19 protein-coding genes and 1 tRNA gene are annotated in these 26,738 nt (G+C 50.8%); 6 read left to right on the top strand and 14 right to left on the bottom strand.

Annotation, left to right across the window (positions count from 1 at the left end; all coding sequences use genetic code 11):
* Positions 1-266: 266 nt before the first annotated feature.
* The 9 genes from ACFOMG_RS01445 to rpsU form a co-directional block, all read right to left on the bottom strand.
* Positions 267-851, bottom strand: coding sequence for a hypothetical protein (locus ACFOMG_RS01445; protein WP_376864324.1), 585 nt, complete (start codon positions 849-851; stop codon positions 267-269).
* Positions 848-1,750, bottom strand: a complete 903-nt coding sequence (locus ACFOMG_RS01450; protein ID WP_376864325.1) for a hypothetical protein — start codon at positions 1,748-1,750, stop codon at positions 848-850. Before ACFOMG_RS01450 ends, ACFOMG_RS01445 begins: the two co-directional genes overlap by 4 nt.
* Positions 1,747-4,401 carry a CHAT domain-containing protein gene (locus ACFOMG_RS01455; RefSeq protein WP_376864326.1) on the bottom strand — a complete coding sequence of 885 codons (2,655 nt, stop codon included), beginning with the start codon at positions 4,399-4,401 and terminating at the stop codon, positions 1,747-1,749. The genes ACFOMG_RS01450 and ACFOMG_RS01455 overlap by 4 nt, the downstream gene beginning before the upstream one ends.
* Entirely contained in the window at positions 4,398-7,925 is a 3,528-nt protein-coding gene (hsdR, locus tag ACFOMG_RS01460) for a type I restriction-modification system endonuclease (protein ID WP_376864327.1), read from the bottom strand. The genes ACFOMG_RS01455 and hsdR overlap by 4 nt, the downstream gene beginning before the upstream one ends.
* A gap of 350 nt (positions 7,926-8,275) precedes the next feature.
* Positions 8,276-8,352, bottom strand: a tRNA-Ile gene (locus ACFOMG_RS01465).
* 290 nt (positions 8,353-8,642) lie between these two features.
* On the bottom strand, positions 8,643-10,478 hold the full coding sequence (gene rpoD / locus ACFOMG_RS01470) for an RNA polymerase sigma factor RpoD (protein ID WP_376864328.1): 1,836 nt from the start codon (positions 10,476-10,478) through the stop codon (positions 8,643-8,645).
* Positions 10,479-10,841: 363 nt separating this feature from the next.
* A complete protein-coding gene (gene dnaG, locus ACFOMG_RS01475; protein WP_376864329.1) occupies positions 10,842-12,728 on the bottom strand; it encodes a DNA primase in 1,887 nt (628 codons plus the stop codon).
* 107 nt (positions 12,729-12,835) lie between these two features.
* The gene (locus tag ACFOMG_RS01480) at positions 12,836-13,282 is read right to left on the bottom strand and encodes a GatB/YqeY domain-containing protein (protein ID WP_376864330.1); all 447 of its coding nucleotides are present in this window, start codon (positions 13,280-13,282) and stop codon (positions 12,836-12,838) included.
* A 23-nt stretch (positions 13,283-13,305) separates the two neighbouring features.
* Positions 13,306-13,521 (bottom strand): 30S ribosomal protein S21, encoded by a 216-nt coding sequence (gene rpsU / locus ACFOMG_RS01485; protein ID WP_068441605.1) that lies wholly within the window; start codon positions 13,519-13,521, stop codon positions 13,306-13,308.
* A gap of 208 nt (positions 13,522-13,729) precedes the next feature.
* On the opposite strand from rpsU, the gene tsaD reads away from it, so the two are divergent.
* The 3 genes from tsaD to folK are packed head-to-tail and all read left to right on the top strand — an operon-like array spanning position 13,730 to position 15,659.
* The gene (gene tsaD, locus ACFOMG_RS01490) at positions 13,730-14,776 is read left to right on the top strand and encodes a tRNA (adenosine(37)-N6)-threonylcarbamoyltransferase complex transferase subunit TsaD (protein ID WP_376864331.1); all 1,047 of its coding nucleotides are present in this window, start codon (positions 13,730-13,732) and stop codon (positions 14,774-14,776) included.
* A gap of 14 nt (positions 14,777-14,790) precedes the next feature.
* A complete protein-coding gene (gene folB / locus ACFOMG_RS01495; protein WP_376864332.1) occupies positions 14,791-15,165 on the top strand; it encodes a dihydroneopterin aldolase in 375 nt (124 codons plus the stop codon).
* Entirely contained in the window at positions 15,165-15,659 is a 495-nt protein-coding gene (gene folK, locus ACFOMG_RS01500; RefSeq protein ID WP_376864333.1) for a 2-amino-4-hydroxy-6-hydroxymethyldihydropteridine diphosphokinase, read from the top strand. The genes folB and folK overlap by 1 nt, the downstream gene beginning before the upstream one ends.
* A gap of 6 nt (positions 15,660-15,665) precedes the next feature.
* Here folK and ACFOMG_RS01505 read toward each other — a convergent pair whose 3' ends face one another.
* Both ACFOMG_RS01505 and traF read right to left on the bottom strand, forming a co-directional pair.
* Complete coding sequence (locus tag ACFOMG_RS01505; RefSeq protein WP_376864334.1) at positions 15,666-16,892, bottom strand: multifunctional CCA addition/repair protein; 1,227 nt, start codon at positions 16,890-16,892, stop codon at positions 15,666-15,668.
* A 125-nt stretch (positions 16,893-17,017) separates the two neighbouring features.
* Positions 17,018-18,529 (bottom strand): conjugal transfer protein TraF, encoded by a 1,512-nt coding sequence (gene traF, locus ACFOMG_RS01510; RefSeq protein WP_376864335.1) that lies wholly within the window; start codon positions 18,527-18,529, stop codon positions 17,018-17,020.
* A gap of 526 nt (positions 18,530-19,055) precedes the next feature.
* Here traF and ACFOMG_RS01515 point away from each other — a divergent pair.
* The 3 genes from ACFOMG_RS01515 (at position 19,056) to ACFOMG_RS01525 (ending at position 21,862) form a co-directional block, all read left to right on the top strand.
* Positions 19,056-19,964 carry a DMT family transporter gene (locus ACFOMG_RS01515; protein ID WP_376864336.1) on the top strand — a complete coding sequence of 303 codons (909 nt, stop codon included), beginning with the start codon at positions 19,056-19,058 and terminating at the stop codon, positions 19,962-19,964.
* Between the two features lie 86 nt (positions 19,965-20,050).
* Entirely contained in the window at positions 20,051-20,653 is a 603-nt protein-coding gene (locus ACFOMG_RS01520; RefSeq protein ID WP_376864337.1) for an LPP20 family lipoprotein, read from the top strand.
* Between the two features lie 12 nt (positions 20,654-20,665).
* A complete protein-coding gene (locus ACFOMG_RS01525; RefSeq protein WP_376864338.1) occupies positions 20,666-21,862 on the top strand; it encodes a flagellar assembly protein FlgT in 1,197 nt (398 codons plus the stop codon).
* Between the two features lie 2 nt (positions 21,863-21,864).
* Here ACFOMG_RS01525 and ACFOMG_RS01530 read toward each other — a convergent pair whose 3' ends face one another.
* Genes ACFOMG_RS01530 through ACFOMG_RS01540 form a run of 3 tightly spaced genes read right to left on the bottom strand, consistent with a single transcriptional unit; the run spans position 21,865 to position 26,636 of the window.
* Positions 21,865-23,382, bottom strand: coding sequence for a SpoVR family protein (locus ACFOMG_RS01530; protein ID WP_376864339.1), 1,518 nt, complete (start codon positions 23,380-23,382; stop codon positions 21,865-21,867).
* Between the two features lie 15 nt (positions 23,383-23,397).
* Complete coding sequence (locus ACFOMG_RS01535) at positions 23,398-24,684, bottom strand: YeaH/YhbH family protein (RefSeq protein WP_376864340.1); 1,287 nt, start codon at positions 24,682-24,684, stop codon at positions 23,398-23,400.
* A gap of 29 nt (positions 24,685-24,713) precedes the next feature.
* Positions 24,714-26,636, bottom strand: coding sequence for a PrkA family serine protein kinase (locus ACFOMG_RS01540; RefSeq protein ID WP_376864341.1), 1,923 nt, complete (start codon positions 26,634-26,636; stop codon positions 24,714-24,716).
* Positions 26,637-26,738: the final 102 nt, after the last annotated feature.

Here is a 26,738-nt window from a genome sequence, read left to right on the forward strand (position 1 = left end):
TCTCGCTCGGGGTATGGCGGTCTTCCGGGCAAAGGTGCCAGAAATCGCAGCGTTTACACTGATACGGGACCATGCTCCGGCCATAGTAGAGCTTTGCGTGATCTGCGGCTTGCTGGGCTGCGGATTGATATTGATAGGATTTTAAGGGTTCGCCAGTACGAGTGCTGGTGCATTGAGTAAACATAGTCAGTTCCTGTTTTGGTTATAGGTACTGACATACGCAGAGATTCAGGTTTTTTTTCGCTTTTTATTTGAGCGAAGAATGATTAAGACGGAACGATGGTCACTATAGCCCGGTTACTTTCTGTCGCGAGTGCATCGGGAATGCTGAGTGTTGATACTTCTTGATCAAAAAATATCAGTATGACTGGGCCGTCCTCAGCAACTACATCCCAGGTATCATTCGGCTCGAGCCAGCCTTCACCTCCGGCCATCTGATAGTGCCAGCATTTCAATGTTTCGGAGCCGAATGACAAACGCAGGCCTGACGGCAGCTCTTCGATGCATTCGTTATTCCATAGGACCTCGATTTCTCTGGAAGTGTCTTCCGGTACGGTCCCCTCATCTGAGGAAGACAGGTAGCTGTTGAGTTCGTCGAACTGAGGGGTGACAGTGAGTTTTCCAGCGGTTTCAGCAAGGTTCTGCATAAGCCGTCGAGCCGATTGCAGACAGGATGCTATCAAAGGGGCTACGCTCACCAGCTTAGTGAATCGATCAATCTGTCGGCGACGCTCGACTGCTGAAAACCATAGTTCATCAGCGTCAGGTTCTAACAAAAGCTGCTCCCAATACTGACGGTCTACATCCTGCCCCTGTACCATGGCATCCAGTACATGTTTTTCGATACTCATACCACCGCCTTATTATTTTCGAGAGTTGATAACAGCTGCCGGCCTTTCGCTGTCATACTGTCATCAAACTCATACAAATCAAGCAGAGCCTTCTTTAGTGCTGGCTTCAAAAGTATACGCTCGAGATTATCAAGATCTTCATTCATGCTGGAAAGTTGTTCGATCAACCGCATGATGAAGGTTCGAATCTCCTGTTTGGTCTGATGTGACTCAGGTTCAGTTCCCCGGTACACGTACTGGGGTGAGTTATTACCTTTCTGAAAGTACTTAGACTCATAGTCCCTGCGCGCAGTACGATCCCTGACGTCCGGGATGTTGCCGAGCTTTAAATGGAGATAGTTAAAACGGAAGCAAGCGTCGGCTTTGTATCTTGATCTTTGGGGGGGTGAAGTATTTCTGCAAGTATCTTCAGCTGAGCCCTCAAATTGATCGCCTATATACTCTTTGAACTTTTTGTTGGCTTCCAGCCAGAAGCCGACAAGATCGGCATCCACTTTTGAATTCAGTCGCTTGAGAGTAGTAGCAACCTTCTCCATAGGATCAAGAACCAGATCGCTGGCACCCTCAACTCCATCAACATCGGGGAATGAAGAACCGCTCTGTCGTGCAGCCCCTTTCCGCCCACGCGTTTTGTGTTTGGTCCAGAAGTGCAGTTCAGAAAATACACTTATATCAGTGCACGGAAGTTTACTGGAATCAAGTTCAGGTACCAGAAAGCGGTTAATAACTTCATCAGGAACTTTGTCCATCGATCCATACACTGTTGAGACCGTTTCGTCATCAAGCAGCGTCTCGGCAGCGTGCTCAATGATCAGAACAATCCTGTCTCTGTGCTCTTCAACAAAGTTTTTTCTACCCTCAAGTGTCCAGTCATCGGGGGTCAGATCATTGGTATTCATGATGTTTTGATAAATCCACTTTTCAGGCCCAGAGTCGATAAATACTTCAAAAACTCAGCCCTGCTCTCTTCGGTGACTTCAAATGGCGAAGGGTCAATGTATTCAATCTCGTGTTCATAAAGCCCGCAAAAGCGGAATCCAGCCCAGGTATGTGGATGCTTCAAACGATCAAGAAGTGCCTTTCTCTCATTCTCAATTCTTTTCTTATCATTGGCTTTCACTGGGCCTAAGAGATCATCAACCGAAGGCTCGGTAGACGTCGAGATGCCTAAAGAATGTAAGAATTCATTCACCCCACCAAACAGGTGAGCATCAGAATACTGCGCCGCCCCTGTTGCCAACCACCAACGCTGAGCTGCAAGCAGAGCTTTTGAAGGGCTGATGCCCTCATTTTTCAGTACGTCGTATTTACCCTTGATAATACGAGTGGTTAACTCAGGGACGCGCCACAAAGTACCAATTGCAGAATTCACCCCATGCAGCATCATCTTCATATCCATGCCGAAAGGTTCATTAACTGGGCAGCCGAAAGGAATATCAGAGCGATTCATCCCTGCTTCGCACGCCCAGATTTCAGCCAGTTTTATTCCGGCTAACTTCTCCCCCAGTTCATCGGCAATAAAAGTGTATTCACCAATCTGTAACTCGGGTATTTCCCCCTGGCGATGTTCACCATGGCCGAGATATGAAAATTCTTCTACCAGTGAGAGCTTATGCGCCAGCTCAACTTTGGTTAAAGATTGCTCTACTGAATCGCTGAAGCGGAGGTTCTTGCCCTCCACCCGACACGCTCCCTCACGACGAACTTTTGTCCCTATATGGTTGTAGATGCTCAGAATTCCCGGGAGCCAGATAACATCATCAACGAGATCAACTAACTTCTCGCCGTCATTGCCTGTTGCTACCCAGGGGAAGCTGGCTGCATAAAATGACGGTAAAAGTGCGACTCGGTTTATCCCTTCGGGAAGGATCTTCTTCCAATCGATAAAGCTAAGATCAACATCTGTATCGTAATGAAAGCCTGAATCAAACTGGGAGACCGTATTGATCAGATCACTGGCGATAGGAAACGAATGGCTTTGATAAACAACTCTTTTACCATTCCAGTGGGCCGTAATGACCAACAGGTCATTCATATATTGTTGAATGTCCAGCTTAACCAGAAGAAAACCGGGGTTACGCTCTATTGTTTTGACAAGTACATTTGGGGTTATAAGAGTAATATCCGACTTAGACTGTTTCTCAACCTCGGCTTGAATAATCTGGAGGTCAGCAAAAAGACTAGCAACCAGAGCCTTGCTTTTGTCCAGATTTTTAGCGGTAGATATAAAGCGATCAAGATAAAGAACATCTAATGGGTCTATCTCTTCTCTTTCACTATTAATCGCGGGTAAAACCTCATTCATAAAGCATTCTTTCTGAGACTTTGTAGTGTCTCGATGTATGAAATCGGTCTGTGCACTTATAGATCTGAGTAATTGAGAAATGGAGTAACTGAGTCGAAGGGTAAAAAAGTGATCAGTTTTAGTGAACCTTTGCCAAAAGTATAACATTAATTCTGACGCCCTGAGGTTGCTACATCCCTCCAAGCAAATTAGTGCATCGATATAAATATTATTACTGGATAGGTATCTGGCCATTCCAGAAGAAATTATCTGTATGCTTCTCGCCAGAATATCGCTTTCATGGTCTGTCAGACTGAAATATCGCTTTCCAAAAAGCTCTGAGATATATCGCTCAGACGTTTGGATTTTTTCACCAGAAATAACCGACCGACTGAGAAATTCAGTGATATTTTCAGTACTGGAAGAGTTAATATATCGAATAGAGAAAGACAGATCCGGATAGCCTACCACGTCAACAATCGATTTAATTTCTCCGAGTAACACTGGATATCTTTGGCCATCAATTGACTTTATTGATCTATAGGCCAAACCTATTACACTAGAGTAAACCATCCTATTTTTTGGATATTGAAGAAATCGAAGCCCAAATCTCTTTATCTCTGAAATAATGATCTCTGCTGACTTTACATACAATATTAAAGACGCATCATATTCTTTCAGATCACAGTGCAACACTGCCTTATTTGCGTAATTTTCAGCATGGAGCATGGATAGTGATGGGTACTCGCTGCCACTTCGATTACTCAAATATTTCTCGACACCTTGAAAGCACTCCATGGCTTTAATTCTGCATTCATTAGGAGAAAGGGGATATAAATACTCATTCGCGGCTCTTCTGTAGGTGTTTCCTAACTGAGTAAGGCAAGCCACATATCTATCTGGATAGTTGTTAAGAATTTTCTGAGATAGCGCAAAATCAAATTCATCAACAGCCTCTATTAGAGCTTGTATACTTGAGACCGGATGTTTCTGAAAATTTGTATATAAAAATACACCGCGGGAAAATCTAGCGGACGCTCTCTCATAAATATTACCCGCTAAACGATATAATTTTCTATATCCTCTATCAACCGAGTTAAAATCATGCGAAGAAACAGTCAACTCTCGATTTAGATCATCGGATCTACCTGCGACCTCATTATATAGTCGCATGAACTTAAGCCCTTTAGACCCTTTACTTCCAGCTTTCAGTTTCCTCTCATCGTAAGCTTTCCAATAAACAACAAGCCTATCAAAAACACTCATACTATTTCCGACCAAACTGCTCCCGCCAACTTTTCAAGAACCGTATCCAACTGACCGTTAAGAGCATTATTAAGCTGCTTTGCCCCGCCCTGTTCGCTGAATCGGTTATTAACGAACTCGTGGTCAATAATGACTTCATGCACCAGCTGCTTGGCTAAGCGCTCCAGCCACTTACGTTGGGCTGGCGTCCAGTTATGGCTTTGGTAGATGCGCTGCATAGCCTGCGCGACGCGCTGCTCGAACGGAACTAATGCTTCACCTAACGCTGCGCGGCGGATATGGCCGATAATGCTGGCAGCGATATCCTGATTAGTCTGGTTGCGGTAGGCGGTCTGTAGCTTGGCCTCAGAGTAGCCTGCGCTATCGAGCAGAAGTTTCACTTCTTTCAGTTGTTCCCGGGTCAGATCCCGTGGGCGGTTCACTATCGCACTGAGTGCCGCACTCTGGTTTACCTGCTCTTTGATAAACGTATTGAAGCTATCCAGGTAGTCTTCCGGGCGCTGATGCTCGCCGTAGCTCTGAGTACGCTCTCGAATCTCATCGTCGTGGTGCGAGATAACCGGCTGACGGTCGCTGCCGATCAGGTGCTTCACTTCATCGAGCTGGTGCAGCAGACCGCTGTGGCGGTTAATAAACTCCGCCGCTTTGGCTGGGCCCAGGTCATACAGGTGCTTGTGCAGGCTCTTGGGCTCAACGCCCCAAAGATCATGCAGCTCGCTGAGTTTCTGTTTCAGCTGCGGTGAGTTCTCGGCTTTCTTTTCTGCCTTGCGCAGTACGCGCATAACCTTCTGGCTGAGCTGACTGAGTACCACGTCGGCCTGACTCTGGTCGGGTGTCTCGCCCGGCGCGTTCAATGCCCGCTCTAACTGCTCTGGGTCAGTCAGTTCTGTGGTTAGCTGCTCCAGAGTGATATTCGGGTCACGCACCAGTGGCTTCATGGTGTTGACGTCAGCCAGCGCTGCATAGATATCCACCGGGTCGTAGATGCGGAATACGGTTTTACCGATTTCGTCACAGCGACGCGTTGCACGACCAATCATCTGCTCATAGAGAATCCGCGACTTCACCCGTCGCATAAATACGAGGTTACAGATCTTAGGTACGTCGATACCTGTGGTCAGAAGGTCTACGGTAATGGCGATATTGGGGTAGCGTTCGTTTTTGTAGCGGCGAATAAGCTGATCGACTTTATCACTCTGGCCAGTGATTTTTTCCACGGCGGCCTGATTGTATTCACCGTTATACATAGCTTTGAAGGCATCATCTAACAGGCGCTTCACCATGTCGGCGTGCAGGTCGGTGGCGCAGAAGATCATGGTTTTTTCGTCACCGAACGGATCAAGCTCCTGTGCCAGCTGCTCACAGATAACGCGGTTAAAGTTCTCGTTCAGTACCCGGCGGTTAAAGGCATCGACTTCAAAGCTGAGTTCGTCATCCAATTCAGCGCTCTGCACCTCACCGGTCTGCATATTGACGCTTTCTACCTGCTCGCCTTTGGCAAAGTTAATGCCTTGCTGGGTGAGCAGTGTTTCGTAGCGGATGGGCGGCTCGTGGTCGATAAGCCAGTCGTCAGCGACCGCTTCACGGTAGGAATAGGTGTAGACCGGCTTACCGAATATCTCACTGGTGTGCTTTGCAGGGGTGGCCGTCAGCCCGACTTTCACGGCATCGAAGTAGTCCAGCACCCGGCGGTAACTTGACAGGTACTGACTGGTATCGCGGGTAGCGAGTTCACCGTCTGTCATTTCCTGATCAAGCGTGTAGCCCCGGTGGGCTTCGTCGATGATGATGCAATCGAACTGGTCGACTGGCGGCGGATTGTCGCTCTGGAATATCCGTTTCACCATGGCCTGTACCGTAGCGACCTGTACGCGGGTTTCTGCCTCGGCGGTCATATCGCCGAGTTCTGCCACGTTATATATCTTGGACAGCGTGTGGTTCTGCTCTAACGGTGCTTCGTTAAAGGAATCCAGCGCCTGCTGGCCAAGTGCTGTTCGGTCGACCAGAAAAAGAATACGCTTAAAGCGTTCAGCCTTAAGAAAACGGTACATCAACCCAATGATGGTGCGTGTTTTGCCTGTGCCCGTTGCCATGGCAAGCAAAGCGGAGCGCTCGTCTCTGGTCAGAGTCTGCTCTACGGCGTTAATGGCTTTCTGCTGATAATCACGCAATTTAAGGTAGCCAAAAGGTTCGCTTTCGAGTTTTTTCTGCGCTTCTTCTTTGCTGCGTTGCAGCAGATCAAGCAAGCCTTCTGGCGTATGAAACTTCTGCAAGGCCCGTTTGGTATTCGCGTGGCTGCGCACATCACGGAACCAGGTACCTGACTGCTCTGCCAGTTGCGGAACATACGGGCGGCCATTGCAGGAATAGACGAACGGTATCTTGTAGTGGCTCTCGCCTTCGTCCGGCCAGGCAATGGTCTGACCCGCCAGTTCCCATGCCGGCGCTAACGGTGCACTTACCTGAAAGCCTTTGCTGTATCGCTCAGCCTGAGTGATTTTACCGGCGACATTGGTGTTTTCTTTTTTCGCTTCGACGACAGCGATGGGTGTCAGGCCAGCAAATAACACGTAATCTGCCCGGCCCTTATGGCCCAGATGTTCTGTTGGCCACTCAGCAATGGCAAGGTTCTTTCCTTTTTCGGGGCGCACACCACGTTGATAGGTCAGGTCGGTGCTGTCGGCTTGCCAGCCAGCCTCAATCAATTGGGTGTCGATCAGGATGCGGGTCAGTTCTTCATCCAGCACAATGTGCTGAGTTGCAGCCTGAGTTTTACTTGAGACCTGCTGACGTTGCTTGCTCTGAGCTTGTGAGTCCTGTTCTTTGACCTGCTCGCGCAAAGCCGCGAGCTTGGCTTCGTACTCTTTTGCCTGAGCTACAAGCGCCGCTTCAATCGCCTGAGTCTGCTCTGCCGTCGCTTTGGACTCTTCATCCATGACATCCAGCAGTTCTTCGTATTCGGCTTTTTCGCGGGCAATCAGGTCGTTGAGTTGCTGACTTTCACTGAGTTCGAGGCTTGCCTGCTCCAGCTCATTACTCAGCTTTGATATCTGAGCCTGTAGTTCGCGCAGGTCGGCACTTGGATCAGCCGGTGCGACAAATGGCCCAGGCTTGAACGTCGTGCCTTGCTTGCCAAATGACTGATGAAACCAGACCGCGAGATTGCGGGCGACTCTGAGGCCATCAATAGCCTCTTTGTGCTGTGTACGGAATTGGTGAGTCGCTTTATTCCCTTCGATACGCAGAATATGGAACATCTCGCGTACATTCGGGTCGAGGCGCAATTCGCGATTCAGGTGATAGAGGAGGTCTGCCTGAGAGGTTTGCTCTGAGAAATCTAAGCCAACCATGGCCGCAAGATGCTGCGCCATCGCTTCGCCTAACTGACGGAGCTTAATCAGCGTCGTATTTGGATCATTAGCGAAAACACGCTCCGCCGCCTGCGCCAGCTCGGCAAAGATCGAATCATGCTCAGCAAGAAATCCAAAGTTACTGCTTGGGTTGCGTTGTGAGGCAGCTGTCATTACTCGGAAACTCCATTTCGCTTTCTGGCTAAGTCGGCAATACGCATCTTGTGTTCCCCCATCATACGGGCGAGATGGCAGTGGATTGCGAGGAGGACTCTAATCGTTAGTTTTAGCAATAGTGGCAGAGGCTACCACGGATTCACTTTAAAATCGTTTTTTGTGAGTTGTCGTTGAATTTTTTGACCGAGGCAATGGCTTTGTTTGGTCAGGCGTTTTGCTTGAAAGGGTGGGCGGATGATCATTCTTTTAACTTGATGGAAATGTGCGGCAGCCTGCTCAAGTTATCTGGAAATGTGCTGAAGTTAAGCTTCACCGCCGCACAACAATTTTTTGTCGCGGGGAATAAATGGTGGGCCCTCACGGACTTGAACCGTGGACCTATCGATTATGAGTCGAGTGCTCTAACCAGCTGAGCTAAGGGCCCATTTTCTTCGCGCAGATCGCTTTGGCTGTGTTGCGTGCTCAAAAATTTCAGTTATGTGGTTTACCACACGCCTTCCATTTTTTTTGCTGCGCCTTGCCAGCACTCCTGCGGCTTGAAAATTCAGATATTCGGCTGAAGGAATCCTTATTGCCGAACGCACGAGATTATAACCATGCTTAGTAATAAGCGCCAGTCCTTTGATTTATCAACGAAAACCTGGCAAGCATAAAAAAACCGCCGTCTGCTAACAGGCGGCGGTTGTTTATTTCAGCGCTTAGTACAGCCGCTGATTATTCGTCGATAAAGCTGCGCAGGTGGTCTGAGCGGCTTGGGTGACGCAGTTTACGCAGTGCTTTGGCTTCGATCTGACGAATACGCTCACGGGTAACGTCGAATTGTTTGCCAACTTCTTCCAGCGTATGGTCGGTGTTCATATCGATACCAAAACGCATCCGCAGAACCTTGGATTCCCGTGCCGTCAGGCCCGACAGTACCGAGCGGGTGGCTTCGGTCAGGCCGTCGTTGGTAGCGGTATCCATTGGCGATTCTGACTGGGTATCTTCGATAAAGTCACCCAGATGTGAATCTTCGTCGTCACCGATCGGCGTTTCCATCGAAATCGGTTCTTTGGCGATTTTCAGCACTTTGCGGATTTTATCTTCCGGCATGTCCATGCGCTCAGCCAGTTCTTCCGGCGTTGCTTCACGACCCATCTCCTGCAACATCTGACGCGAAATACGGTTCAGTTTGTTGATGGTTTCGATCATGTGCACCGGAATACGGATGGTGCGTGCCTGGTCGGCAATCGAACGGGTAATCGCCTGACGAATCCACCAGGTGGCGTAAGTTGAGAACTTATAACCACGACGGTATTCGAATTTATCCACCGCTTTCATCAGGCCGATGTTGCCTTCCTGAATCAGGTCGAGGAACTGCAGGCCGCGGTTGGTGTATTTTTTGGCGATCGAAATAACCAGACGCAGGTTGGCCTCTACCATTTCTTTCTTGGCACGACGAGCACGGGCTTCGCCGATGGAGACCTTACGGTTCACTTCTTTAATCTCAGGGATGCTGAGGTTTACACGGTCAGCAACGGCTTTGATTTTTTTCTGCGAACGGAAGATGTCCAGCTTGTAGGTATCGAGTTTTTTCGAATACGGGCGGCCCGCTTCGATCAGGGTTTCGATCCATTCGTTGTTGATTTCATTGCCCTGGAAACCTTTGATGAAATCTTTACGGTCCATGCCACATTTACGTGTCATCAGTACCATAATCTGACGTTCCTGAGTGCGGATAGCATTCAGTGCGTCGCGGGCTTCATCCACCAGGCTGTCGAAATATTTCGGCGTCAGCTTGATTGGCGCAAATAACTCGGCCAGTTTGGCAATGGCTTCTTCTGCCTGCTTGCTGGCACGGCCGTGTTTTTCAATGTCGGCTTCCATCACATCGTTAGCGGCTGAGATTTCCTCAAAGCGACGGATAACTTCGGTCAGATCGACGCCGGAATCCTGCTCCTCTTCTTCAGAGTCTTCATCATCGCTATCGTCATCAGCGTCATCGCTTTCTTCCGCTTTTGCCGCTTCGGCTGCGGCACCGGCTTGTGGGCCGGGTTCCGGATCTTCGTCGGATGGGTCAATAAAGCCGCTGAAGATATCGCCGACTTTATTCGGGTCTTCTTCGGCTTCTTTGAAGGCATTCAGAATGGTGTTAACCGCACCCGGGTAATAGGCCAGGGCAGACATCACTTCACGGATGCCTTCTTCAATGCGTTTGGCGATTACGATTTCGCCTTCACGGGTCAGCAGTTCCACGGTACCCATTTCGCGCATATACATGCGCACCGGGTCGGTGGTACGGCCTACGTCGGATTCCACCAGTGCCAGGGCGGCAGCGGCTTCTTCGGCGGCAGCGTCGTCGGCTGCTTCGTTAAACAGAGATTCACCATCCGGTGCATTTTCTGATACCGGGATGCCGATATCGTTAATCATGCGGATGATGTCTTCAACCTGGTCGGGGTTGGCAATATCGTCCGGCAGGTGGTCATTTACCTGAGCGTAAGTCAGGTAACCCTGCTCTTTGCCCTTGGCAATCAGTTCTTTCAGTCGGGATTGTTGCGTCGATGACATAGAAGCCTAGGTTCCGTTTTTTAAGGCGGAAGAAAAACGCCAAAGTATAACTTTTAACCGTCTGTTAGGCCAGCAAATAGCGGGGAAGTTCCCGTCTTTTTTGGCCGTCAGTGGTGCATGCTTCGACATCTCAGCCAGGTTACGTGTAGCATTCAATCGGTCGGCTTGTGGCCCGACGGTCCGATGTTGCCTCCCGGGTTTCGGTTACCGGGGCTGGTCACGTTGTGCGCTGTGCTGCTGCAGTCGTAACTCCGCAGCACCTGGCTGCGGAGCTTTGAATATGGGGCTGGTCGGGCGGAATTCAAGTCCGGGTGGTGATTATTTCACCCATCCGGGGGCGACCAGGCGCTATTGCCGTGATAGTCAGTGGGGTTTGTAAATGCTGGTGCGCTTTTTCTGCAGTGTGTGCATTTGCCGCTGCAGCTCCCGGAGGCGTTCACGTTCGCTGCCGGAGAGTTTTTCTTTGTTGGCCAGTCTGGCCTTCAGCTGCGCCAGTTCGGCTGCCAGTTTGCGGCCACTGAGACGCTTTAACAGTTCGGCAACGGCGCCGGCACCCGGGCTGATGTCACTGCTGGCTGCTTTTTCCGCCAGTTGGCGTAACTCAGCCTGATACGGTGAACCGGTCCATTGAATGATCAGGCCGATGCTGTTGCTTTGCGGTGCCTGCTTCAGCTTATTCAGCACTTCAAATAACAGCCGCTCCAGCTCGGTTTCCGGTTCGCACTGGGGAATTTCAAGCTGTTGCGCCAGGGCCGGGTTTTGTACGATGGCGGTTAACGCCTGGTAAACCTGAGGCGCCAGCCGATCTTCCTGCTGCTGGTCGTCCTGCTGATAATGGCTGGCGGGCAGGGTGTCGATGACCGGCAGTGGGATATCGTCGTCAGGGCTGGTGCCGCTGCTGGCCGGCGCTTCGGCTTCCAGCTTGTTCAGTGCATGGCTGTCGACGCCGGTTTCTTCTTTCAGTTTCTGCCGCATCAGCTGGCGTAACATGCCGTCGGGCAGGCGATTGATCAGCGGGGCGGCGAGCTGATCCAGACGTGCTTTGCCATCCAGGGTGTCGAAATCGACCTGTTGTTTCAGGTGAGCAAATAAAAACTCCGGCAGGTGATCCGACTGATTCAGGCGCTGTTCAAAGGCGTCTTTGCCCTCATGGCGCACCAGTGAGTCCGGGTCTTCGCCGTCGGGTAAAAATAAAAAGCGGGCCTGCAGTCCATCTTGTAATAACGGCAGTACGGTTTCCATCGCCCGGGCTGCGGCGGTACGCCCGGCCTGGTCGCCATCGAAGCAGAAGATTACTTCTGGCACGATCTTAAATAACCGCCGCAGGTGGTGTTCGCTGGTGGCGGTGCCCAGGGTGGCGACGGCGTAATGAATGCCGAATTCGGCCAGTGCCACGACGTCCATATAACCTTCAACAATGACGAAGCGGGTCAGCTTCTGGCGGATTTTGCGCGCTTCGTAGAGGCCGTAGAGTTCGCGGTTTTTCTGGAAAATCGGGGTTTCCGGCGAGTTCAGGTATTTGGGCTTTTCGTCACCTAATACCCGGCCACCAAAGGCGATGGTACGCCCGCGGGCATCGCGGATGGGAAACATGATACGGTCGCGGAAGCGATCGTAGGTACGGTATTGTTTGCCGTCGTCGTCTTTTTCAATCAGCATGCCACAGCTGACCAGCTGTTTGATGGTGTCTTTCTGTTGTTCTTTTGGCTGTTGTTCTTTTGGCTGTTCCGGTGCCAGTTGTTTGAGCAGGTTGTCCCAGCCGGGTGGGGCATAACCGATATGAAAAAACTTCGCTGCTTTGCCGGATAAACCGCGCCTCTGCAGGTAATCAACCGCTTTGCTGCGTTGTTCGTGGCTGCGCAGCATGGCTTCGTAAAAATCGCTGGCACGTTGCATCTGGGCAAACAGCGGCTGATGTTGTTGTTCCTGGCGGGCTTCAAAGCTGACCTGTTCGCGCGGCACTTCGAGGTTGGCGTCGCTGGCCAGTTTTTCTACGGCATCGGGAAAACTGAGACCGTCAAACTCCATCACAAAACGTAACGCGCTGCCGGAGGCGCCGCAGCCAAAACAATAATAAAACTGTTTATCCGGGCTGACGGTAAAAGACGGGGTATTTTCGTTATGGAACGGGCAGCAGGCGGAGTAGTTCTTGCCGGTCTTTTTCAGTTTGACGCGACTGTCCACCACATCAACAACGTCGATGCGGGCAAGTAGATCATCAATAAACGACTGTGGTATACGGCCAGCCATAACGGTCATTGCCTGGTGGATTACACGGGAAAAAAGACGAATCAGTATAAACGCAAAAAGCGCCGCTCATGAAACACGAGCAGCGCTTAATGTTCGCCTGAACGAAATCAGCCCAGTTGAGACTTAACCAGTTGACTGATTTGTGCCATGTCGGCACGACCTTGCACCTGTGGTTTCAGGATGCCCATAACTTTGCCCATGTCCTGCATACTTGCAGCACCAGACTGTGCAACGGCATCAGCCACCAATTTGGCCAACTCTTCTTCGCTCAGGGCTTCCGGCAGAAACTCGGTTAATACGTCAATTTCGTATTGTTCGGCAGCTGCCAGTTCGTCGCGACCCGCATCCTGGTATTGCGTGATGGAGTCGCGGCGTTGTTTGGTCATTTTGTCGAGGATGGCCAGAGCGCGGTCGTCATCAACTTCGATGCGCTCATCAACTTCCACTTTTTTGAACTCTGCAGTAATCAGACGTAAGGCGCCCAGACGTGGTTTGTCTTTGGCGCGCATGGCATCTTTAACTGCCGCTTTAATGGTGTCGACTATAGTACTCATGGCAACCTCTGATGACGGTCTGATTAGTACAGACGGGTCATCTTACGCTGTTCGCGCTGTACCTTTTTCAGGTGACGCTTAACAGCCGCAGCGGCTTTACGCTTACGAACCCAGGTTGGCTTCTCATAGTGCTCGCGACGACGAACTTCAGACAGTACACCTGCCTTTTCGCAAGAACGCTTGAAACGACGCAGAGCAACGTCGAACGGCTCGTTTTCTTTAACTTTTACAGCTGGCATCCAATCACCTACGTGTATTAAAAAATTCGGTATTACAGGGTCGTTGTGTTTGGGCAAACGGAACGACCCCCAGTCAGAGGGCGGGCATTCTAATGCCTTTGATCGCGGATTGCAAAACCTCTGCATGGATTTTAGTGCATTGCACCAGTATTATGGCGCCTTTCAATTCATATCAGTCGTCACCATCTGGGTTTAAACGAGGTTATCTATGCGGGTTTTGGGGCTGGAATCGTCCTGTGATGAAACAGGAATTGCCTTGTACGACAGCGAAAAAGGCCTGCTGGCACACCGTGTGTATTCTCAGATAGCGGTGCATGCTGAATACGGCGGTGTGGTGCCGGAACTGGCATCGCGTGACCATATCCGTAAGTCGCTGCCACTGATCCGTGAAGTGATGGCGGAAGCCGGTTTGACCCTGGCGGATCTCGATGGTGTGGCCTACACCCGTGGCCCGGGGCTGGTTGGGGCGCTCTTGGTGGGAGCTTGTCTTGGCCGTTCACTGGCCTGGGCACTCGATGTACCGGCGATTGGGGTGCACCATATGGAAGGCCATTTGCTGGCCCCGATGCTGGAAGATAATCCGCCACCGTTTCCGTTTATTGCGTTATTGGTCTCCGGTGGTCATACCCAGCTGGTGCAGGTTGACGGTATTGGCCGTTACAGTTTACTGGGGGAGTCGCTGGATGACGCCGCCGGTGAAGCGTTCGATAAAGCCGCAAAAATGATGAATCTGCCGTATCCGGGTGGGCCGCAGCTGAGCCGGCTGGCCGACAGTGGTGATGCCGGCCGGTTTAAGTTTCCGCGGCCGATGACGGATCGTCCGGGGCTGGATTTCAGTTTCAGTGGTTTAAAAACCTTTACCCGAACCACGATTCTCGATTGCGCCAAAGACGGCGTATTGGCTGAGCAGGATAAGCGGGATATCGCGGCCGGTTTTCAGGCCGCGGTGGTGGATACCTTAGCCATTAAATGCAAACGGGCGATGGAGCAAAGCGGTATCAAACGGCTGATTATTGCCGGTGGTGTGGGCGCTAACAAAAGCCTGCGGGCAAAACTGCAGCATACTGCAGAAAAGCTGGGTGGTGCTGTGTATTACCCCCGTCCTGAACTGTGTACCGATAATGGCGCCATGATTGCTTACGCCGGTACTCAGCGGTTGTTGGCCGGCGAACGGGCTGAGCTGGCGGTATCTGCGGTGCCACGCTGGCCGATGACGGAACTGGCAGCCGTCGATTACACCGCACGTGGACAATAAAAGGCAGAATTTATATGGATAAAGTATTTATTCACGGCCTCAGGGTAGACGCTGTTATTGGTGTGTACGATTGGGAAAAGCAGGTGCGTCAGCCGCTGGTGTTTGATCTGGAGATGGCCTGGGATATCCGCGTCGCAGCCGCTACCGACGATTTAATGCATGCGCTGAATTATCAGGCGGTCAGCGAATTTGTTGAAACGTTTGTGCGTGAACAACATTTTCAGTTACTGGAGTCGCTGATCGAACGGCTGGCTGAGGCGTTGCGCAATGAATTTGGCATGCCCTGGATCGGCGTGCGGGTGGAAAAACCGGCGGTGGTACCTCAGTCACGGGCGGTGGGTTTGTACATCGAACGTGGCGAGCTGGTTGCCGCTGCGGGCAATTGTTAATGGCACGGGTCTTTTTAGGTCTGGGTTCTAACCTGGACGCCGAACGTAACTTAACGGCCGGTATTCAGCGTCTGGCGCAGGATTATACTATCCGGCAGCAGTCGCCCTGGTACCGTTCGCCGGCGCTGGGATTTGACGGGCCGGAATTTATTAATCTGGTTGTCGAAGTTCAGGTCAGTGATGCGCTTTCGCCACAGGATTTGTCTCAGCAGTTAAAACAGATTGAACGTGATTTTGGCCGTAGCGCGGATGCGGTCAAATATTCATCCCGCTACCTGGATATCGATATTTTATTGTTTGATGAGCAGGTCGGAGAATTTATAACAGCCGGCGGTTCCTTTTCTTTACCCAGAGATGATATCTGGAAATATGCGTTTGTATTAACGCCGCTGCTGGATATTGCGCCGGACTTGATCTGCCCTAAATACCAGCAGCCGTTGCGTGATTTTACGACGAATATTCAGGGTCAGCTGCTGGGTCTGGTAGAAGAGTGATGGGTTTTACGCCTGAGAAAGCTTCCACTCTTTTAATTTCTTAGCCCGGGCGCTCTGCAACCCTTCCCGAATGGCCGGGCCGGCTAACCCCTGAGCGATCATGTCCTGCGCCGTTACCGACAACGCCACCTGAAATGCATCACGCATATAACCGGCCTGTGGATAATCACAGTGTTCAAAGCCGGTACGGCCACGGGAATCGGCGGTGCTGACAACTAACAGCTGCTCAAAACGCTCCGCTTTACGCCACGCATCGGTACTATCAAATACTTTTAATAAGGTCTCGGGTTTGAGTTCAAAGGCGCGGTGGATATGGGTGTGAAATTCACAGCTTAATAATGCCAGCTGCTGTGCCTCTTTTGGCGCTTTCAGTTTTTTGCACAAGGCTTTGATGGGCTTTAAACCTTTTGTTTCATGGCCGAAGTGGCGGGGCAGGTTTTCTTTGTCTGAAAGTGCTTTGCCAAGATCGTGCGTTAGCGCCGCCCAACGGGTTGCAATATCTTCAGACAGAGGCACACAAGCCTGTAACGACATCAGGGCATGGATACCGCAGTCGATTTCCGGGTGATATTGTTCCGGCTGGGGAATGCCGAATAAATCATCGATTTCTTTAAACCAGATTTTTAATGCACCGCAATCGCGCAACACCTGAAAATACACCTGGGGGTGATCTTCCGTTAATGCCCGCTGAGTTTCCTGCCATACCCGTTCTGCCACCAGGTGATTCAGCTCGCCGTCCGTCACCATCTGGCGCATCAGTGCCAGGGTTTCTTCGGCGACCTGAAAACCCAGTCCGGCAAAACGTGCGGCAAAACGGGCAACGCGTAATACCCGCAACGGGTCTTCGGCAAATGCCGGTGACACATGGCGCAACATTTTGTCCTGCAGGTCCTGCTGGCCGTGATAAGGGTCGATGATTTGACCCTGCTCATCCTGCGCCATGGCATTGATGGTTAAATCACGGCGTAATAAATCTTCCTCCAGGGTAATATCCGGGCTGAAACGGCAGTCAAAGCCCTGGTAACCACTGCCGGATTTACGTTCGGTACGGGCCAGGGCGTGTTCTTCTTTGTTATGCGGATGCAGAAAAACCGGAAAATCCGCTCCAACCTGCTGAAACCCCTGGGCCAGCAGCTGATCCGGGGTGGCACCCACGACCACCCAGTCTCTGTCTTTGATCGGAATATTCAGTAGGGCATCGCGTACAGCACCACCGACCAGATATATGTCCATAATGTGTATTACCTGAAAAAGAAAACCCTGATTTGTTAAACAAATCAGGGTCTAGTGTAACCCGCAGTTATCTGCAGAGCGATAGCTGCTGGCCGCTAACAACCAGCCTGGCAGGGTGGCTCAGATCAGAAATAAAAGCCGGTTTCCAGCGCCACACCGGCTTCTTTTTCCGGATTGCTTGGATTGGCCATGGCCGCGATGTCCAGGTGTACGCCAAACGGCGAGATGCCCAGGCCAACGGAAACTACTTCGGCATTGGATACGCTCAGGTTGGTGCGATAACCGGCACGCAACTGTAAGGTGCTGAACACATCCAGTTCGGCACCAATGGAGGCAAACTGCGTCGGATTTTCAAAGGCTACCGGGTCGTTCTCCATCAGGTCCAGATCGGCAGCAAGGTTAATCCAGTCGCTGGTGTAGGCCAGACCGGCGCGGAATTGTGGATCAAGGGATACACTGCCGCCTTCCAGAGTGTACGGAACACCGTTCGGGTTGCCATCGGAATCTTTTGGCTGTACCTGAGTTTCGGCGTAATCAAATTCACCGCCCAGCAGGTTTTTAGCGACAACGCCAGCAACCCAGTTGCCTTCGCTGCCAAAGCGGTAAGAGGCGCCAATATCCAGGTTGATCTGGCTGTAGTCTTCACGGGTGTCTTCGATATCATCGGCTTCCACTTCGTCGAAACCATCAATTTCGTCAGCGTAGTGGAAGGTGGAAATTTTCTGGATTTTTGGGGTAATACCAATCGCTATTTTTTCACCGACGATGTCGAATTCACGCGATAGCGAGATACCGGCATCAATCACCGAAACCGCCACGATCTGAACATTGGAAGACAGATCCGGATCGCTGGCCGCATTGGATAATTCACCGTTGGCAATAACCGGATTGCCATCAATTGTGGTGTTGGAGGTATAACCATTGGCAACATTTAATAATGCATCGGCATCCAGGCTGTTCAGCTGATTGGCCAGCTCTGTCGGATCATTAGAGTTGGCCAGTGCGGTATCCACGGCATCGGTCAGATTATCGGCAGCGGTCACGTATTCCTGTGCTGCCGGTACATAAGCGCCCAGCAGTTCCAGATCTTTGTCGCTGAAGTTGGCCAGCGCAGAAACGTTTGCCGACCCTTGTACCGAAACGGCAGCGGCAAATGACTTACCCGGAATCGCCAGGGCACCACCCACTCCCAGTTTGGCGGTTAACGGGCTGCCGGAAATATTGCGTAATGATTTGGTCAGATCGTTGGTGCTGGAATTCAGCGCGCCCAGATCATTGCCTACGGCTGTTAGCTTGGTTTTCAGGTCGTTATTGGCGTCAGTCAGATCAGAAATAGCATTTGGGTTACCACTAAGACCATTAAGAGTGGTTTCAAAACGACTGATGCTGTCATTTAACTCGTCGATATTAAATTCCAGGCCGCTTGAAGAATCCCCAACGATGTCTTCAAACTCCGGGAAAATATCATCACTGATGGCTTCCGCTTCATCAATCATCTCTTCTTCATCAGCCACACTGACACCGATCTGGGGAAATAACAGCGCAAAGTCGTCATCTTCATGAGCCTGAGACAATAGCGATGGGTTATAGGCCGGTGCGTGAGCCAGTTTGGCACTGGCGACCCCGGTGTTGCCCATGGCCAATCCTCGGGCATCCATGGGCATGAATGGGGCGGCAACAGCCGACTGGACACTGACAGCAGCAATAGCTGCCGCTAAAAGAGAGCGTTTGATCATGATCACGATTCCTGAATGTTATTAAAACAAAATCCCTGAATATCAACCCGATAAGCCTGCCATCCCGGCGTTGGGTCCCTTACGGACTAATACGATTGTTTAGAGTACAGTTATAATAGCCACAAAAATTGACACTTGCATGATCATTTTGTCGGCCCTATTCTGGTTGAGTTATTTGTCAGAAACCGGCGTTGCCGGTTTGTTATTGTTAATCATCAGGCGTTGATAATGAGTACGAACGTTCAGAATATTTCAGCCCGTTTCGCTGTGTGCATGCCCGCAAAGCCGATGCGTGCCATTCTGCGCGCCCGTATGCCTTCCCGGCCTGGTGATTAACAGCAAAGGTTAATCAGGAGGCCGCGCAATGCGGCCTTTTTTGTGGCTGCTTGCTGGCTTCTCCGTCATTGCTATCAGAGGAGAAACAGGCATGGTGATCATACTTGCCTATTTAACGGTTATTTTTATCTGGTCGACCACACCGCTGGCGATTCAGCTCAGTCAGGATGGTCTGGAATTCTATTCGGCGGTATCCCTGCGTATGTGGCTGGCGGCATTGTTGTCAGTGCCGGTGGTATGGTTGCTGAAGCAACGTCTGGCGTTCCATAAACAGGCTCTGGTGAGTTATCTGGCGGGTTCCGTTGGGGTCTATGGCGCCATGATGGCGGTCTATTGGGGCGCGGCGTATATTCCGTCCGGGCTGATTTCTGTGCTGTATGGTCTGGCACCTATGTTATCCGGAGCGATTGCGTTTTTCTGGCTGAAGGAACGCGAACTGACGCCCGCCAGAGTGTTGGCATTACTGATTGCTTTGTCCGGTCTGACGCTGGTGGTCAGCGCCCGGCTGGCGGTGGATGACAACGCCTGGCGCGGTATTCTGGGTACGCTGGTGTCGGTGTTGTGTTTTTCCTGGAGTGCCGTCTGGGTGAAAAAAGCCAATGCCGGCTTACACCCCATGGTACAAACCAGCGGTACGTTATGGTTGTCGTCACTGGGTTATTTATTGACCTTACCGCTGTTTGGTCTGCACCTGCCACAGCCCTGGCCTCTGACCAGCCAGTTAGGGCTGGGCTATCTGGTGGTGTTTGGTTCGATTGTGGGCTTTATGTTGTATTTCTTCATTCTTAAATATCTGTCCGCGGCACGGGTCACCCTGATCACGCTGGTGGCACCGGTGCTGGCTATGAGTTGGGGAAATCTGATCAATGGTGAAGAGTTCCAGCCGACGGCGTTGCGCGGGGCGGCCTTATTGCTGGCCGGACTGGCGCTGTATCAGTGGCACCGGCCACTGGATACATTTTTTGCCCGCAGCCGGAAGAAAAAAGCGCCGGCGCGTTAGAGCGTTAATAAATCGCTAAATATCCGTGGCTGATGGCCGATAACCCCGATAACTAATCTCTGATTGATTCAGTTTGGGAGAATCGTATGAAACAGCCAGTTGGTATTGCTCTGGCTCTGGTGGCGTTGACGGGCCTGCAGGGCTGCTCCAGTGCTTTGATTGAGGAAGACAATGTCATGGATGAGCCGGAAGCGTTTTTTCAGCCGGTTGAACAGGAAATCGATCCGATTGCACCGCTGGTGTTGCGGGTGGTTGGTTATGGCGCTATTTCAACCGATGACAAACGCTCGGCAGTGCAACGCCGTCTGATGGCGATTCGGGCGTCGAAAATGGATGCTTACCGGTCGATGGCGGAACGGGTATACGGCACGGCCATTCAGGGCAGTACTACGGTGCGCGATATGGTGGTACAGAACGATCGTTTCCGTACCTACGTCGAAACCTACATGCACGGTGCCCGGGTGGTGACTTCCGATGTGATGCCGGATGGCAGTGTAGAAACCATTCTCGAAATGACCATTGACCAGGGTTTCCGTAATTGTCTGCAAACCAATGATAATCAGCGCTTTAATGTTGACTGCCGGGTACCACTGGCGGGTAACGGTCCCAACAAGTTTGCTGCCTCCCAACGTCAGCGGGTGCAAAGCGAAGCAGCGATGCCTGAGTCCGGTTTCTATTTTATTGAATAAGTGAGGTGGGGTATGGCGCGATATATCATGATCATTCTGTTTCTCTGCCTGCCAGCGATCGCCTGGTCGTTAACTGTCGAGGTGGTGGGTCAGGCGCCTGTTGAAGGCGCACTCAGCCATGCCCGCCAGCAGGCACTGGAAGATGCCATGCAGCAAGCGAGCCTGCGCGCCGGCGCTCAGGTCAGCAGTACTCAGCTGATGGAACAAGGCGTGGTGAAACAAGATGACGTGCAGCTGCGTTCTCAGGCTGAATTAAAAAATGTCGAGGTGTTGTGGGAAGACCAGCAGCACGGCTTATATCAGGTCGCTATCCGGGCCGATGTCAGTGCCGGGGTGATGTGCCCGAACAGCTCGCAGCGCTATCGTAAAGCCATCGCCGTTACCGGTTTTGGTCTGGCGCAACCGATGCAGGCGACTCTGGGCCGGCTGGAAAATATTGAGCAGGATCTGCCACGGGTGCTGGTTAATACGCTGAACGATCGTGGTGCCACTCACGCACTGGATGCCACCCGTACCAGCTTATTCCGCGATCCGCGTCGGGCGCCATCGGCTGAAACACCACAACAACGGTTAACCACCTCGGTGTCGCTGGCAACACAATTGGGCGCACAGTATGTGGTGTCGGGCGTGGTACGTGATCTGGCGATGCAGGGCGAAACACGTGACAGCACGCCCGGTCAGGGCGAGCGCTGGTTATCTTTACTGGGGATGGAAAGTAATGACCACGAACGCCAGTTTGTGCTGGATGTCTTTGTGCACGACGGGTTAAGTGGCGCGATGTTATTTCAGCGCAGTTATGCCACTCAGGGAGAGTGGGATGTGGCGCGTCAGCAGCGGGTAGGTTTTGCCTCACCGCGTTTCTGGAAAACCGGTTATGGTCAGCAGGTTCGTGGTTTATTAACCTCGGTCGTTGATGATCTGGATGAAGTGTTACGCTGTCAGCCGTTTATGGCGCGGGTAGTAAAAGCCCGTGGCAACCGGCTGCATATTGAAGCCAGTGCCGGTGCCGGTATCCGCCCGGGGGATAAGTTTCAGGTGTATCGTACCGGCACTTTTTATAATCTTGACCTGGAGCCCCGTACTGAGCTAAGCGATATGGCCACTGAAGTGGTGGTAAAGCAGGTGCAGCCGCAGTTTGTGATTGCAGAGATGCAATACACCGCCGAACATCTGGCAATACAGCGTGATGATATGGTCATTGCCTGGTAGCGCTAATAATCCTCTAAGGTCGTTGCCGGGCAACTGATGCGCTTCACCATACGTTCCTGCTGATAAGTTTCCAGATGGATATCAAACCCCCACAAGTGGTGCAGATGTTTCAGCACCTCGTGGGTGTCGGCCGACAGTGGTGTTTCATTGTGCATGGTGTGGCGTAACGTCAGTGAGCGATCTCCTTCCAGATCGACAGACCAGACCTGAATATTCGGCTCGCGGACGGATAAATCGTATTGTCGTGCCAGCATCTCCCGTACTTTGCGGTAACCCTGTTCATTGTGAATGGCGGATACTTCAAAGTGGCTTTTATCGGCATCGTCATAAATGCTGAATAAGTGGAAGTCGCGGATCAGCTTGGGAGACAAAAACTGTTGGATAAAACTTTCGTCTTTAAAGTTACGCATCGCAAAATGTACTGTCTCCAGCCAGTCTGACCCCGCCATATCCGGAAACCACTCTTTATCTTCATCCGTGGGGTTCTCACAGATACGTTTAATATCCTGATACATATTAAACCCCAGGGCATAAGGGTTGATGCCATTGTAATAAGGGGCGTCAAACGGTGGCTGGAACACCACATTGGTATGGGATGTTAAAAACTCAAGAATAAAACCGTCGCTGACTTTGCCTTCGTCGTACAGGTGATTCAGCAGGGTATAATGCCAGAAGGTGGCCCAGCCTTCGTTCATAACCTGAGTCTGCCGCTGTGGATAAAAATACTGGGAGATTTTTCGAACAATACGGATTATCTCGCGCTGCCAGGGCGCCAGTAACGGGGCATTTTTCTCCAGGAAATAGAGCAGGTTTTCCTGTGGTTCTTCCGGGAATTTACGTTTTTTATGAGCGGCTCTGGTTTTATTGGCTGTTGGGATGGTACGCCATAAATCATTCAGCTGTTGCTGACGAATGGCTTCACGTTCCTGCTGACGCATTTTTTCTTCAGCGGCGGATATCGGTTTCGGCCGGCGATAGCGGTCAACGCCATAGTTTTGCAGAGCGTGGCAGGCATCCAGCGTTTTCTCTACCTCTTCCATGCCGTATTTTTCTTCACATTTACGGATGTAGTGTTTGGCAAATAACAGGTAGTCGATGATCGAGCTGGCGTCGGTCCAGGTGCGGAACAGGTAGTTACCTTTAAAAAATGAGTTATGACCATAACAGGCGTGAGCAATGACCAGTGCCTGCATTGGCAGAGTGTTTTCTTCCATCAGATAAGCAATACACGGGTCTGAATTAATAACAATTTCATAGGCCAGACCCATCTGCCCGCGCTGATAATTTTTCTGGGTACTGAGAAACTGTTTGCCGTATGACCAGTGGTTGTAACCAATTGGCATACCAACCGATGAATAAGCATCCATCATTTGTTCGGCACTGATGACTTCAATCTGATTGGGATAAGTATCGAGCCGGTACAGGGCGGCAATCCGGGCGATTTCCTCGTCGTAACGCTGTAGCAGTTCGAAGGTCCAATCGGATTCGGTGGAGATGTAGTTGTGCTGCTGTTCCGTCATAAACACCTCTTCTGATCAGCCGGCCTGCTGGTATTTTTCCCGGGCGAATAACTCACGGAATACCGGGTAAATATCCCCGGCATTACGGATTTGTGCCATCGCGAACTGGTTGCTGAACTGTTGCTCCAGATCTTTATAGGCTTCCCACAGTGCCTGATGCTGATTGGGGGTGATCTCGATATAGGCAAAATATTGCACAGCGGGTAATAACTGGTCGGCCAGAACCTGAGCGCACAGCGGGGAATCATCGTCCCAGTTATCGCCATCAGACGCCTGAGCGGCGTAGATGTTCCACTCATTGCTGTTGTAACGTTCGCTGACGATCTGATGCATCAGTTTCAGCGCGCTGGACACAATGGTGCCACCGGTTTCGCGCGAGTAGAAAAAGTCTTCTTCGGAAACTTCTTTGGCACTGGTGTGATGACGGATAAAGACGATTTCAATATGTTCGTAGTTTTTTTGCAAAAACAGATACAGCAGAATATAAAAACGTTTGGCAATGTCTTTAACATCCTGAGTCATGGAACCGGAGACATCCATCAGGCAAAACATCACTGCTTTACTGCTGGGCACCGGTACCCTGACCTGATTGCGGTAACGCAGGTCAATGTCATCAATAAACGGTACCCGTTTCAGGCGCCGTTCCAAGTCGGCTATTTGTTGTTGCAACCAGTGAATACGTTGCTGTGCCTGTTTGTCTGCTGAACTGAGTAACTGTTCCAGCTCCTGCTGATATTGCTTCAGCTTTTTGCGTTTGCCGGAGGTCATGGCAATCCGTCGTGCATGAGCATTACGTAATGAACGCACTACCGACAAATTGTTGGGCGTTCCTTCAGACACAAAGCCGGCACGCAGGGTTTTATATTCGTGCGATTGACTGAGTGTTTTTTTTATCATATTAGGAAGTGCCAGGTCGTCGAACAGGTAGTTCAGAAACTCCTCTTTGGTGAGGTAAAAAGAGAAGTCATCTTCCCCTTCGCCCTGATTACTGGCCTGACCATCGCCCGAGCCTGAGCCGCCTCCACCCTGAGGTTTGTCAATTTTATCCCCGGTATTAAACTCTTTGTTACCGGGAAAAACCCGCTGCTGCTTACCTCCGGGGCCGTGGCCGATAATGGGCTCATGTGTGCTGCGGGTTGGGATGGAGACCTGCTCGCCGCGCTCCATATCGGTAATCGAACGCTGGTTAACTGCATCAGAGACCGCCTCTTTGATGTAATTTTTATAGCGTCGTAAAAAGCGCTGGCGATTCACCATGCTTTTGTTTTTACCATTTAAGCGCCGGTCGATAATGTAGGACATAGGCCACCTCGGGTGTTATTTAACAGAGATTATTGCGACTTACGTACACGTAAGTACCACTCTGACAACAGCCTTACTTGTTTTTCGGTGTAACCACGTTCTTTCATGCGGTTGACAAAATCATCATGTTTTTTCTGGTCATCGGATGATGATTTAGCCGAAAACGAAATAACCGGTAGCAGGTCTTCGGTATTAGAGAACATTTTTTTCTCAATAACCGAACGCATTTTTTCATACGACTGCCAGGATGGGTTATTACCGTTGTTGTTCGCACGCGCGCGTAATACAAAATTAACAATTTCATTGCGGAAATCTTTCGGATTACTGATGCCAGCCGCTTTTTCAATTTTTTCCAGTTCTTCGTTAATAGCAACACGATCCAGCATCTCGCCGGTTTCCGGGTCGCGATATTCCTGATCCTGAATCCAGAAATCGGCATAGGTGACGTAACGGTCAAAGATGTTCTGGCCGTATTCAGAGTAAGATTCAAGGTAAGCGGTCTGTATCTCTTTGCCGATAAAGTCGACGTATTCGGTTGCCAGGTATTCTTTAATGAAATTGAGGTAGCGATCGTGTACTTCTTCCGGGAACTGCTCCTGCTCAATGGCCTGTTCCAGAACGTATAGCAGATGAACCGGGTTCGCTGCGACTTCGGTGGAGTCGAAGTTAAATACTTTGGATAAAATTTTGAAGGCAAAGCGGGTTGAAATGCCGTTCATACCTTCGTTAACGCCGGCACTGTCGCGATATTCCTGAATGGATTTTGCTTTCGGATCGGTGTCTTTCAGGTTTTCGCCATTATAAATACGCATCTTGGAATAAATGCTGGAGTTTTCCGGCACCGCCAGACGTGACAGAACAGTAAATTTTGCCAGCATGCTGAGGGTGTCCGGAGCGCATTGTGCCTCTGCCAGTGAACTGTTACTGAGCAGTTTTTTATAAATATTGACTTCTTCATCTGCCCGCAGGCAATAAGGGACTTTAACGATGTAAACCCGGTCGAGGAAAGCTTCGTTGTTTTTATTATTGCGGAACGTCTGCCACTCGGATTCATTGGAGTGCGCCAGGATAATGCCTTCAAACGGCATGGCACCCATACCTTCGGTGCCATTGTAATTGCCTTCCTGGGTGGCGGTTAACAACGGATGCAGCACCTTGATAGGGGCTTTAAACATCTCAACAAATTCCATCAGCCCTTGATTGGCACGGCACAAGGCACCGGAATAGGCGTAGGCATCCGGATCGTCCTGGGAATAATCCTCCAGTTTTCGGATATCCACTTTACCGACCAGCGATGAGATATCCTGATTGTTTTCGTCACCGGGTTCGGTTTTGGCAACCCCCACCTGATCCAGTACCGAGGGGTAGAGTTTAACCACTTCGAACTGGCTGATATCACCACCAAATTCATGCAGCCGTTTTACCGCCCAGGGAGACATCACTTTGCCCAGATAGCGGCCCGGAATACCGTAGTCTTCCTGCAGTATGTGGGCATCTTCTTCCGGATCGAACAATCCCAGTGGCGATTCAAATACCGGTGACCCTTTAATGGCATAAAACGGTACATTCTGAATCAGATGTTTCAGTTGTTCCGCCAGTGATGATTTACCTCCACCAACCGGCCCTAACAAATAGAGGATTTGTTTACGCTCTTCCAGGCCCTGAGCAGCATGGCGAAAATAAGACACGATATTTTCTACGGCTTCTTCCATGCCAAAAAATTCAGAAAAGGCCGGATAGCGTTTGATCACTTTATTGGAAAAAATACGGCTGAGGCGCAGATCCCGTGAGGTATCAACCACTTCCGGTTCGCCAATGGCCATCAGAATGCGTTCAGCGGCGGTGGCATAAACCGTCGGATCCTGCTTGCAGAGTTCGAGGTATTGCTGCAAGCTCATTACCTCTTCCTGAGTTGCCTGATACCTTTGTTGATAACGGCTGAATACACTCATAGGTCACCTCTTTGCTGCGCCTCAGCGGCTTTTAATTATGAATATTCCGGTTACATCTCAGTTAGGTTCGCTTAATTCCGGTGGCCGTTCTGGACGGCCTGT

It is taken from the genome of Bacterioplanoides pacificum, from assembly GCF_042648445.1.
GTDB classification, from domain to species: Bacteria; Pseudomonadota; Gammaproteobacteria; order Pseudomonadales; family Oceanobacteraceae; genus Bacterioplanoides; species Bacterioplanoides pacificum.